This is a genomic window from Haliscomenobacter sp., assembly GCF_040403615.1.
Taxonomy (GTDB): Bacteria; Bacteroidota; Bacteroidia; order Chitinophagales; family Saprospiraceae; genus Haliscomenobacter.
This window is the reverse complement of the sequence record NZ_JBBAKG010000010.1, coordinates 40,052-52,203: the sequence shown is the minus strand read 5'-3', so window position 1 is coordinate 52,203 and position 12,152 is coordinate 40,052. Positions and strand designations below refer to the sequence as shown.

Annotated in this window: 11 protein-coding genes; 3 read left to right on the top strand and 8 right to left on the bottom strand. The window is 46.9% G+C overall.

The genetic code is table 11. The features are described 5' to 3' along the window. Nucleotides 1–28 precede the first annotated feature (28 nt). From ABW391_RS05215 to ABW391_RS05190, 6 genes are all read right to left on the bottom strand, one after another. Complete coding sequence (locus tag ABW391_RS05215) at nt 29–1,081, bottom strand: 2-oxoacid:ferredoxin oxidoreductase subunit beta (protein WP_353480776.1); 1,053 nt, start codon at nt 1,079–1,081, stop codon at nt 29–31. Nucleotides 1,082–1,184: 103 nt separating this feature from the next. Beyond that, nucleotides 1,185–2,993, bottom strand: coding sequence for a 2-oxoacid:acceptor oxidoreductase subunit alpha (locus ABW391_RS05210; RefSeq protein WP_353480775.1), 1,809 nt, complete (start codon nt 2,991–2,993; stop codon nt 1,185–1,187). After that, nucleotides 2,972–4,768 carry an FAD-dependent oxidoreductase gene (locus tag ABW391_RS05205; protein ID WP_353480774.1) on the bottom strand — a complete coding sequence of 599 codons (1,797 nt, stop codon included), beginning with the start codon at nt 4,766–4,768 and terminating at the stop codon, nt 2,972–2,974. Before ABW391_RS05205 ends, ABW391_RS05210 begins: the two co-directional genes overlap by 22 nt. Nucleotides 4,769–4,869: 101 nt before the next feature. Beyond that, nucleotides 4,870–5,589 (bottom strand): 6-phosphogluconolactonase, encoded by a 720-nt coding sequence (gene pgl, locus ABW391_RS05200; RefSeq protein ID WP_353480773.1) that lies wholly within the window; start codon nt 5,587–5,589, stop codon nt 4,870–4,872. Between the two features lie 58 nt (nt 5,590–5,647). Continuing rightward, nucleotides 5,648–6,943, bottom strand: coding sequence for a sensor histidine kinase (locus ABW391_RS05195; RefSeq protein ID WP_353480772.1), 1,296 nt, complete (start codon nt 6,941–6,943; stop codon nt 5,648–5,650). Continuing rightward, the gene (locus ABW391_RS05190; RefSeq protein ID WP_353480771.1) at nt 6,940–8,079 is read right to left on the bottom strand and encodes a glycosyltransferase family 4 protein; all 1,140 of its coding nucleotides are present in this window, start codon (nt 8,077–8,079) and stop codon (nt 6,940–6,942) included. The genes ABW391_RS05195 and ABW391_RS05190 overlap by 4 nt, the downstream gene beginning before the upstream one ends. Nucleotides 8,080–8,419: 340 nt before the next feature. Here ABW391_RS05190 and ABW391_RS05185 point away from each other — a divergent pair, with 340 nt between their 5' ends. Next, complete coding sequence (locus ABW391_RS05185; protein WP_353480770.1) at nt 8,420–9,469, top strand: M42 family metallopeptidase; 1,050 nt, start codon at nt 8,420–8,422, stop codon at nt 9,467–9,469. Between the two features lie 56 nt (nt 9,470–9,525). Here the strand turns inward: ABW391_RS05185 and ABW391_RS05180 are convergent, their stop codons facing one another. Then, nucleotides 9,526–9,759: a CDGSH iron-sulfur domain-containing protein gene (locus tag ABW391_RS05180; RefSeq protein ID WP_353480769.1), complete on the bottom strand. Its 234-nt coding sequence runs from the start codon at nt 9,757–9,759 to the stop codon at nt 9,526–9,528. Between the two features lie 95 nt (nt 9,760–9,854). Between ABW391_RS05180 and ABW391_RS05175 the strand changes: the two genes are divergently transcribed. Next, entirely contained in the window at nt 9,855–10,526 is a 672-nt protein-coding gene (locus tag ABW391_RS05175; RefSeq protein ID WP_353480768.1) for an RluA family pseudouridine synthase, read from the top strand. 385 nt (nt 10,527–10,911) lie between these two features. On the opposite strand, the gene ABW391_RS05170 is transcribed toward ABW391_RS05175, so the two are convergent. Beyond that, nucleotides 10,912–11,343 (bottom strand): hypothetical protein, encoded by a 432-nt coding sequence (locus ABW391_RS05170; protein WP_353480767.1) that lies wholly within the window; start codon nt 11,341–11,343, stop codon nt 10,912–10,914. Nucleotides 11,344–11,512: 169 nt separating this feature from the next. Here ABW391_RS05170 and ABW391_RS05165 point away from each other — a divergent pair, with 169 nt between their 5' ends. Further along, entirely contained in the window at nt 11,513–12,139 is a 627-nt protein-coding gene (locus ABW391_RS05165) for an ABC transporter ATP-binding protein (RefSeq protein WP_353480766.1), read from the top strand. The last annotated feature ends 13 nt before the right edge of the window (nt 12,140–12,152 follow it).

Below are 12,152 nucleotides of genomic sequence, written 5' to 3'. Positions count from 1 at the left end.
AAAGAATGAGTACAAAGCACAACTGCCCTTACCGCAACGACTGATTAATCAACTCCAAAGCCCCCATTCCCGGGCACAATTCTGCCTCTCGCAAGGCATTCAATGGCTTGTCCACCGTATGTAGCATATCGTGCAGATCTTCGGTATCTGGATCGATGTAGAGCAAACCCGTGAGGATTTCCTGCTTGACGCGGGCCAGATGGATGCGTTGCATCGCTGCAAATTTATCGCGGGGATCCCAATTGGGGGCCAGTTTGTGCAATTGCAACATCGAGCCATCGTGCAAAGTCAAATCTGCCGAAGTGCCCTCTGCATATTCCATCGTGATTTCTTCGCCGGGGGGCACGAAGTCGATCACATCCGCAGTCGTGATGTGTTCCCGCACGTAGTCGTATGATTTGGTCGAACCCGTATTGTTGTTGAACGTTACGCAAGGCGAAATCACATCGATCAGGGCAAAGCCATGGTGCGAAATCGCTGCCTTGATCATGGGGATCAATTGCTCCCTGTCGCCTGAAAAACTACGCCCAACGAAGGTCGCACCCAATTCAAGTGCCAATGCCGTGAGGTCAATGGCCTGAAAACTGTTGGCCACGCCCGATTTGCTGATCGAACCCACATCGGCAGTAGCCGAATCCTGGCCTTTGGTCAAGCCATAGCAACCGTTGTTCATCACGATGTACACCACGTTGAGGTTTCTGCGTACCGAATGGACAAACTGGCCCATTCCGATACTGGCCGTATCGCCATCGCCAGAAACGCCCATGTAGATCAAGTCCCGGTTGGCCAAATTGGCCCCGGTGGCTACCGAGGGCATACGCCCGTGTACCGAGTTGAAACCATGCGAATTGCCCAGGAAGTAGGTAGGGGTTTTGGAAGAGCACCCAATACCCGACAACTTGGCCAGGCGATGTGGCGCAATCGACATTTCAAAACAAGCTTGCGTAATGGCTCCACTGATGGAGTCATGACCACAACCGCCACAAAGCGTAGAAATTGCGCCCTCGTAGTCCTTTTTGGTGAATCCCAAATCGTTTTTGGGCAACTCTGGGTGGCGGAATGAAGGTTTTACGTAAGTCATATGCTGAAGAATTGAAAAGTTAATGAATTGAAGAAAGTTGAAGGATTGAAATAACCCTCACCCGGGCACCTCGGCTTCGCTCGGTGACCGGGTGGGGGTTACTTCAATCTTTCAACTTCCTTTCCATGATTTGTCCACTAATGTTGGCAGCCGTAATCGGCATGCCGTCAAAATTCAGGATGCGTACCAATTTCTTGGGATCCACTTCCAGTTCGTTGATCAACAAGCTGCGCATTTGGGCATCGCGGTTTTGTTCGATGACATAAATGCGCTCGTGGGCGGCGACAAATTCTTCTACTTTTTTTGAAAAAGGAAAAGAAATCAAACGCATCGCATCCATCTCAACACCTTGTTCTTTCAACAAATCCAGGGCTTCCAATGCGGAATAAGTGGTGGTTCCAAAGAAAATGATGCCTTCTTTATGCAAGTTTCCTTCCTGGTACAACTCCGGTTGGGGAACAGTTTCTTTGGCAGTATCCCATTTTTTGAGCAAACGGTTCATGTTGCGCACATAAGCCGCACCATCTTCGGTATAACGGGCATATTCATCACGGGAAGTACCCCGGGTGAAAAACGAACCTTTGGTAGGGTGCGTGCCTGGAATGGTACGGTAAGTGATGCCATCGCCATCGGAATCGAGGTAACGGCCATATTGAGCCAGTCGGTCCAAGTCTTCTGCGTCGTATACCTTGCCCAGGTCGTACTTTCTATTGTCGTCCCAGGTAAGGGGTGGCGAAAGGTGCTCGTTCATGCCCAAATCGAGGTCGATCATCACAATGATGGGCGTTTGCAAGCGATCGGCCAAATCGAAGGACAAGGCTTGCAACTCGAAACACTCTTTGGGATTTGCAGGGAAAATCAGGATGTGCTTGGTATCTCCATGCGAGGCATAAGCCGCGAGGGTAATGTCCGATTGTTGGGTACGCGTAGGCATCCCGGTGGATGGACCCGAGCGTTGCACATCGGTGAGCACTACTGGAATTTCGGCAAAGTACGCCAAGCCCAGAAACTCATTCATCAGGGACACTCCTGGTCCACTGGTAGCGGTAAAGGCACGAGAGCCATTCCAGTTGGCACCAATGGCCACGCCAATGGCCGCCAATTCGTCTTCAGCCTGCACCACTGCAAACTTCTTTTTCCCGGTCTCTTTGTCAATCCGCAAGCGGTTGGCGTATTTTTCAAACGCATTGACCAGCGAGGTAGAAGGCGTGATCGGATACCAGGCAGCCACCGTTGCACCACCGTATACCGCACCCAGTCCACAGGCCGAGTTGCCGTCCATCACGATGCTGTCGCCCACCAGGTCACGGCTTTCCATGCGCAATCCGAGGGGATATTCGTAATGTTCTTTGACGTAGTTGCGCCCCAGTTCCATCGCGTTGATGTTGGGTGCAATCAGTTTTTCCTTCTTTTTGAACTCATCGGCAATGATGCCTTTGAACACTTCAAAATCCATGTCCAACAACATCGACAAGGCGCCTACGTAGATCATGTTTTTGAACAACTGGCGTTGCCGTGGATCGGTGTACTCGCGCAGACAGATTTCCATCATCGGGATGCCGATGTAGGTGATGTCTTCGCGCACGAACTCCGGGTGCAAAATTTTGGTGCTGTCGTACACAAAATAGCCACCCGAGCGAACCGATTTCACGTCTTGGGGCAAACTCTGTGGATTGACGCACACCATCAAGTCGATGTCATCGCGGCGACCGAGGTAACCTTTTTCACTGATCCGCACCTCGTACCAGGTGGGCAAGCCCTGAATATTGGAAGGAAAGATATTCTTTGCTGAAAAAGGCAACCCCATTCGGAAAATTGCCTTGACAAACATATTATTGGCACTGGCGGAACCCGTACCGTTGACATTGGCAAAACGTACTACAAAGTCGTTTACAGCTGCAATACTCCGCATACATTACTCGCTTTACTCGTTGAATATAAAAATTTCTGCATATCCCAGGCTGCGGTAGGGCAGCGTTCAGCGCAAAGTCCACAGTGCAAGCATACGTCTTCGTCTTTGATCATTACCCTTTGGGTGGCTGCCAATACATCCGAGACGTACAGATCCTGAGTAAGATTGTGGGCAGGAGCATTCAGGCGCGTGCGCAGATCGGCCTCTTCGCCATTCGTAGTGAAAGTGATGCAGGAGGTAGGACAAATGTCTACACAAGCATCGCATTCAATGCAGCGGTTGGTGTAAAATACGGTTTGCGCATCGCAGTTTAAACAACGTTGGGCTTCTTTGAAACCAAGGTCGCGGTCAAAACCCAATTCTACCTCGACCTTGCGGTTTTTGAGGGAAAGCTGCTTTTCGGCGTGCGGGACTTTATAGCGGTCATCGTTGACAACCTCACTATCGTAGATCCACTCGTGGATGCCCATTTTTTGGCTCACCAAGTTGGTCAGCGGAGAGGGACGGTTTTGCACGTCTTTTTCCTGGCAGAACAAATCGATCGATACTGCTGCATGGTGTCCATGTGCCACCGCAGTAATGACGTTTTCGGGGCCAAAAGCTGCGTCGCCACCAAAGAAAACTTTATCCAGGGTAGACTGGAAGGTCTTTTTGGATACCACGGGCATGTTCCATTTGTCGAACTCCAGTCCCAGATCGCGCTCAATCCAGGGGAAGGTATTTTCCTGACCGATGGCAATCAGCACATCGTCGGCTTCGATGAATACCAGCGGTTCTCCGGTAGGAATCAGCGAACGTTTGCCTTTTTCGTCGTAAACGGCCTTTACTTTTTCAAAGCGCATGCCCACCAGACGGCTATTTTCTACCACAAACTCATGGGGTACATGGTTGTCCAAAATCGGAATGTCTTCGTGGAGGGCGTCTTCCTTTTCCCAGGGCGAAGCTTTCATTTCGCTGAAAGGGCTGCGCACCACTACTTTTACACTTTCACCCCCAAGGCGACGAGAAGTGCGACAGCAGTCCATCGCAGTATTTCCTCCGCCGAGTACGATTACTTTATCGCCAATTTTGGCAGTATGTTCAAAGGCTACGCTGGCCAACCATTCTATCCCGATGTGAATATTGGCTTTGCCTTCCTGGCGACCAGGAATTTCCAGATCACGTCCTTTGGGGGCACCAGTACCTACAAATACGGCATCGTAACCCTGATCCAATACCTCGCGCAAGCTGGATACGTACGTCTTGAAATGGGTATGAATGCCCATATTCAGTACGTAATCCACCTCTTCGTTGAGCACTGATTCGGGCAAGCGGAAACTGGGGATCTGACTCCGCATCATTCCCCCACCTTTGATTTGCTCATCGAACAAGTGAATCTCATAACCCAACGGCGCTAAGTCGCGCGCAACCGTGAGCGAAGCGGGGCCGCCACCGATCAAGGCAACTTTTTTGCCGTTTTTGATCAACGGAATTTCCGGCATCCAATCGCTTACATCGCCTTTGTTGTCGGCGGCTACGCGCTTGAGTCGACAAATTGCAACGGGTTCTTCGTCCACTCGGCCACGGCGGCAAGCAGGTTCGCAAGGTCTATCGCAGGTACGCCCAAGAACACCTGGAAAAACGTTGGACTCCCAGTTGACCATATATGCTTCGGTATAACGTTCAGCAGCGATCAATCGGATGTACTCCGGTACCGGTGTATGTGCAGGGCAGGCATACTGACAATCCACAACTTTGTGGAAATATTCAGGATCGTTAATGTCTGTAGGTCGCAATGTTACTGTAAATTTTATAAATCGACCCAATATAGCAATGTTGTTTTGAAAAATAAGAAAAAACTAAAGAAAAATACGGTTTTCAATTTTCGCAAAATAAACTATGGTTTCGTATGCGCTGCCTGGTCTAAAAACCAATATAATTGTTCGCTGGTTGGTTTGACGTAAGCTGCCGGGAACAATTTAGCATTTTCATCGCCTTGCAAAATGCTACTTACCTTTTCTGCTTTATCTGCTCCAGTAACCAGGAAGGCCACGGTTGATGCATGGTTGATCAATTGCATGGAAAAACTCACCCGAATTTGCCCCGACTCTGGATGTACGGCAGTAAGGCAAATTTCCTCTGAGGACAACAAATCCAGGCGATTGGGAAATAGGGAAGCGGTATGCCCGTCGGCACCCATGCCCAGAAGGACGAGGTCTATTTGCGGAATTCCTTGCACATCTGGCAAAGTGTCTTTCAAAACCTGGGCATAACGTTGTGCTTCCTGCTCAGGATTTGCCTCGCCGTGCATGCGGAAGATGTTTTCGGCTGGAATATTCAAGGGCGCTAAAAGATGCTCCAAGGCTGAACGGTAATTGCTTTCCTCGTGTTGAGGCGGAACACAACGCTCGTCACCCCAGTAAAACTTGATTTTTTGCCAATCGATTTTGTCCTGGTAATGCTCCACCAAAAAATCAAAAATATAAATGGGGGTACGACCACCAGATAGGGCAATGGAAAATGAATCTTTGCCAGCGGTTATTTCAACCAACCAATTGGCAAAAGCAGTGGCCAACTCGGCAGTAGAAGGGAAGGTTTGGATGTTTTGGTGTATCATGCTAAATGGGTATGATTTTGAACCAAAGGTAACGAAATACACCTTAGAAACGCTTTCCTTAACTCCACCAAATTTTGAATTCCGTCCAAGCATCTTCTGTCCTGGTGCGGAGCGAAAATTTCCACTTATGGCCAATCAGAATCTCCCGAATCAAAGTCAATCCGATGCCCTGGCCGTCGGGTTTGTCGCTGTAAAAAGGGGTGAAAAGCAAGGCTTCGGAGGCTTTGGGAATTGGAGTACCATTGTTGCGGATAGACAAATGTTGAGCACAGAGTTGTACCACAATGCCTTGGCCCGGAGCGCAAGCTTCCATGGCGTTTTTAAAAATGTTGATCAATACTTGCTCGATTTGTTGTACGTCCATTTTAAGCAAAACGGGACTGGTAGGCACTTCAAGTGTGAATTCTAGTCCTTTGGCAGCCAAAGTGGGTTGATAAAAAAGAAAGGTATCCCGCAGTACAATGCTGAAATCTGTGTGCAGGAGTTGCGGCTGGGGCAAGCGCACCACATCGGCAAAACGGCGCATAAACTGGTTGAGTCGCTCATTGCGGGTATGGGCAATGAGCAACGCATTTGTAAAACGGCTGTCCTCTTGGTTTAATAAATGCCGATAAGTGGTATCTACAATGGAATTGATGGCGCCAATGGTATTGTTTACCTCGTGGGCCATCATGCGAATTACTTTTCCATAGGCTTTCTTTTCGGAGGCCAGCAGCTCCGCACTCAACTCTTCTACCATGATAAAAGGCCGCTGGAATCCACGATCCATAAAAAAGGAACGTTGCAATTTGTACGTTTCGACGCCATTGATGGCAATGGTTTGGGTACTGCCATTTTGTAAAGTGGCGAAATTCGGAACCAGGGGATGAGCCAATTTGGACAAAGCTTGGTTGTGCCAGGACTGATCATTGGGGGCAATGCCCAACAACTCATAGGCTTTGGGATTGATTTCGGTCAGTCTTTCGTCAAAATCCAGAATCAAAACAGCGATGGGCGATGCTTTGATGAGTTTTTCCAAAAAATAATGTTGCTCGGCCAATTGGGTTCGTTCAACGCGCAATTTTTCAATCATGGCATTGTAAACCACAATCAGTTCATCCACATCCCGGTTGCCAGTGGGGCGAAAAGTGATCGAAAAATCCTGGTCTTTGATGGCTTCTATCCCCGATAATATATACTGCAATGGTCGATGCAGGGCACTAAAGATGGAGTAAGAAACATATAAAGAAACCAGCACCAGTAGTTCTGAAGCAATGAAAATAATTTTGTTATCATACAAAACCCGGAACGCCAGGTAAATGATAACGCTGTGCAAAACCAGAATCAACAGAAGGTATTTGATGCGTAGCTTCATAGCCGCTGATTTTGTTTCACGGTGGACTCCAGAACCGCATAGATTTGCCTTGCTGCTTCGTCCCAGGAAAACAGCAACCGCTGTTGCCGCCCTTTTTTAACTAAATCTGCGCGCAATTCTGGTTCATTCCAAATGCGTTGCATGGCTGCAGCTATTTCGTCGATGTTGTGCGGATCAACCAATAAGGCGGCCGCCCCTGCTACCTCGGGCAGAGAGGAGGTATTGGAGGTAATTACGGGGGTATCGGTGCATAGGGCTTCCAAAACAGGCAATCCAAATCCTTCAAAAAAAGAAAGATAGGTGAGCGCCAACGCAGTTGCCATCAACTGTGCTGCGGTTTCTTCAGGGACGTAACCCAGAAAAATGATGTCTTGGGCAAACGGAGATTGAGCGTGGATTTGCATGATCTCCTCCACCTGCCAGGCCAACTTTCCGGCGATCAACAACTTTACAGGTGCTTGAGTGTTTGTTCGAAATCGTTCGTATCCTCGAATTAGCCCGATTAGGTTCTTGCGGGGATGAATGGCGCCAAGGAAAAAGAAAAATTCCTGACCTTGGCTGTATCGTTGTTTGATTTGTACCTGGACAGTTGACGAAATGGGTTGAAACACTTCTCGGGTGCCGTTGGGTACTACCATAATTTTGTCAGCAGAAACCTGATAATGATCGATCAGATCCTGCTTGCCGTATTCAGCTACAGCCACAATTTTGTCTGCTTTGCGCAAAAAGGCCGGAATAAACCAGCGGTAATAAGGGCGATGGATGAGCGCAACCTGAGCGGGATAATGATAATGTGCGATGTCGTGCGTTGTCAACACAATGGGTACAGAAGTGGTAAGACTAAGGAAGTTATCAGGCGAAAAAAAGACATCGACCTGTTTTTTTTTCAAAATTTTGGGAACCTGGACATCAAACCAGTACCAGAAAGAAAAAAAATGCCGGGCTTTTGGACCAATCACCACCGATTCAACATTGCCCCCTTTGATCAGCCAGGTCTCCTGCGGGCGATCGTAGAGGAGCACAAATTGATCCTGTGGGTGTGATTCTACCCAGCGCTTGCACAACTCAAAGGTGTACCAACCGATTCCTTCAAGTTTTTCCGCCTGTAAAAAGCGGGCATTGATTGCAATTTTCAAGATTATTGCTTAAATATCCGTAAATGATTTTTACAAGCGTAAATTTGGTTAAATTTACGTGCTCGATAGAATTTTTCCGATCCCAATTACGATTAGTCCTGAACAAGTTCCAAACTCATATCACTTCCGGTAGTCACTTAGTCTTTTTGGTAACGCAGAAAAATTAACTTCCCGATTTTGGGTTTTGAATAGGAAGTCGAACGGTTCATTTCAAGTGAGCTTCCTATTCAAAACCCTCAAAAAAAATCGGGAAGTAATTTTTTGCGTCATACTTGTGAATGTTATGGTCTAACGAGAATGCACTTTCCTGAGGAAAGCATTGCAGCTAACACAACATACTATGATTAACGTACAATTGCTCAAACGCATTTGCGAAACTCCAGGGATTCCAGGTTTTGAGCAAAGAATTCGCCAATTGGTCATCAAGGAATTACAAGGATTGGTCGACGAGCTTAGTGTAGACAACATGGGCAATGTGATCGCTATCAAGCGAGGAAAAGAACGCAAAAGAGCCATGATTGCCGCCCACCTTGATGAAATAGGGTTTATTGTTAATCACATCGATGATGCTGGTTTCCTCTTTTTTCATCCGCTGGGAGGTTTTGATCCCAAAACGCTAACCTCTCAGAGAGTCACCGTGCATGGGCAAAGAGATGTGATTGGGGTCATGGGATCCAAACCCATTCACCTGATGAAACCCGAAGAGCGCAGCAAAGTCGTGCCCATTTCAGAGTATTACATCGACTTGGGCATGCAAAAAGAAGAAGTCCTGAAAATTGTCTCCATTGGTGATCCCGTGACTCGGGAGCGGGAATTGATCGAAATGGGAGATTGCGTCAATAGTAAGTCGCTAGACAATCGAGTTTCGGTATTCATTCTCATTGAAACCCTGCGGGCTTTGCAACACAAAGAGGTGCCTTACGATATTTATGGGGTGTTTACCGTGCAGGAAGAAGTAGGATTGCGTGGCGCAATCTCCGCGGCACATTCCATCAATCCCGATTTTGGTTTTGGATTGGATGTTACCATCGCGTTTGATACACCTGGTGCCCAGGCTCAAGAGGCGGTCACCAAATTGGGTAAAGGTGCAGCGATCAAAATCCTTGATGGCAGCGTTATTTCAGATTACCGGATGGTGCGCTATTTGAAAGGTATAGCAGATCAGCACCATATTCCATGGCAACCTGAAATTTTACCATCTGGTGGAACTGATACTGCTGGTGTACAACGTTATGGTAAGCATGGGGCTATTGCCGGAGCAATCTCCATCCCGCTGCGCCATATCCACCAAACCATTGAAATGGCGAATAAAAATGATATTTTGCACTGCACCGATTTGTTGTTGGTGGCATTGCAAAATTTGCATGAATTTGATTGGGAATTCCAGTAGGGACAACCCTATGTGGTTGTCCCTACTGTTTGGTGTGCAACCACGCAGGGTTGCCCCTAAGCGTTTTCGAATGGTGGTAATTCTTTGTGGGCGCCATCACAAAATGGCTTGTTGGCTGATGCACCGCAACGGCAAAACGTGGTGCGTGGCCCCGGTTTTGATACCACAGTGCCATCGGCGAGTTTTACCTCCAAAGGCCCTAAAACGCGCAAAGGGCCATTGGTAATGACTTCGATAATGGTTGGATTTTCTACCTGTTCGGGTGTTCCAAGGATTGATTTCTCTTCCATGATGTGTTGATTTGTAAGGATGTGAATTGTAAGGATGTAAAATTTGAGCGCACTAAACTAATGCATTTTTTTTTTAACCACTGTAATGAACTGCTATGCCGACACAAAAACCAAAATGGTGGCTTGCCGAAACGAGTGCATGGATTGCTGTAAACAAACCTTTTGGCACAAGTGTAGAAAAAACGCTGGGTGCCAATGATACCATTGAGGATCAAGTGCTTGACTATCTTTACAATTACACCTCCATGCCCTTTGTAGGAATAGTACACCGTTTGGATCGGGTTACTTCAGGAATTTTGTTAATGGCCAAAAAGAAAAGTGCATTGCGCAAACTCAATGTGCAATTTGCGCAGCGAGAGGTGAAAAAAACTTACCTGGCTATAGTTGAAGGAATTCCAACCAAACCTGAAGCCCTGCTCGCCCAATGGCTGTACAAAGATCAAAAAGAAAAAAAAGCCATCATATTTAACGAACCTGGCGAAAACCGGGATGCCTGTAATTTGCAGTATCGGGTAGTACGTCAGGATAAGGAAAAAGCCTTGTTGGAGGTAGAACTGCTAACGGGAAAATTTCACCAGATCCGGGCGCAATTGGCGGCACAAGGCACGCCCATCATTGGTGATGAGAAATATGGCGCAACAAAAATTCAATACGCCGAGATGGGGATCGCGCTCCATGCTTATTCCCTCGAATTTGCAGATCTGATTGATCAAACTCCGATCAAATTAACTGCTCCTTTACCTGAACATTTAGTATGGGAATGGTAAGAATTGTATAAAAAAAAAGTGCCCCAACTGACAAGTATTACAGTGGGGCCTCTGGTGTATAATGACGAACACACTAGCGGATGCAAGGTTGGGAAAGCCAATTCTAAATTAGCTTTGTAGATGTCAACCAAAATGAATTCTAATAGGGAAACATACTTTTTATGGTAAATTTTACCACTTTCAGCATCAAAATGAATTGTAAATAGCCTGAAAACTATTGAGGGAGGAATAACTTCAAATCTTAGCATAAAAATATATGCTTTTTTAATCTAAAGCAAGCTTTCGTCAGAAAAGTGTAAAAAAAATTTAAATGTATACTAAAGTGACCTGCGCCTTTATACTGTCTCTCTAGGTTTTTCAAAGGCGCAGGTGAATGTTTTTTCAATTATTTGATCGAAACAACAGCCGCTTGCTCATAATGGAAACCTTTGTCTTCTTGCTCTTCTGATTGCCATCCCTGCATTACGACAATAGAATCTTTTACTTGCAGGGCATAAAAATAATCCCCTGCTCCAGCATACCAACCACCGCAAGCGGCAATGGCATTGGATGGAATTTCGAAATTGGCATAGCCATCCTTGGTAACCTCGTCACAAGCAGTAATGTCAGCAATCTTGGTGCTTTGATCATTCACTACCAAAAAGACCTGGGAATGAGGAACACCATTTTTATCCTCTCCTGAAGATTCGCAGCGAAAAAGAACCTTGGCTTTAGGAGCATCAGTGGTAAGGCCAGTCCCATTGTCTTTGGCCTTTTGATCTGGCTTACAAGCCGCAAAAAAAAGTAGAAAAATAGCAGAGCAGACAATCACACGCATGGTAAAGATGTTTATTTTTGGAGAATATTCTTAATTCAAAGTTAATACAACTTGGTGAACCTAATGCAATTAACACCTATGACTTGGTGTTTTTTGCTTTTTTCTTAAAGGTACACCAGGTTTTTATCTTGTGCTCAAAGCTGTGTTTCATTTTTTTTATTTTTACTTCATGTTAGAAACCAAACAATTAGCGTTCAGCTACGACGAAAAGAAGGGGATGAATTTTCCTGATTTTAGTTTGCAAAAAGGCGAACATTGCCTTTTGCTTGGGCAATCAGGAAGTGGCAAAACCACTTTGCTGCACTTGTTGGGTGGGCTGCTTTCACCCTCACAGGGATCAATTCGAATTGGAGATACCGAGCTTGGCCAATTGCGTGCATCCGCTCTTGATCACTTTAGGGGCAAAAACATCGGCATCATATTCCAAAAATCGCATTTCGTCCGCGCACTCACCATTGGCGAAAACATGGCATTGGCTCAACAACTTGCTGGGCTGAAACCCGACCGCGAGCGCATCATGGAGCTGCTGGATCGACTCAACATCACCGAAAAATTCCGCTTGAAACCAGACCGTTTGAGCGTAGGAGAACAGCAACGTGCCGCTATCGCCCGCGCCCTGATCAATCAGGCTCCCATTATCCTGGCTGACGAGCCCACTTCTGCCCTCGATGACCACAATGCTGAAGAGGTCATCCAATTGCTCGAAGAACAGGCCAGTGTCCTGGGTTCTACCCTCCTGGTGGTCACCCACGACAAACGCCTGAAGGATCGCTTCCCCAAACAGATCACCCTCTAGCCGACCCACGACT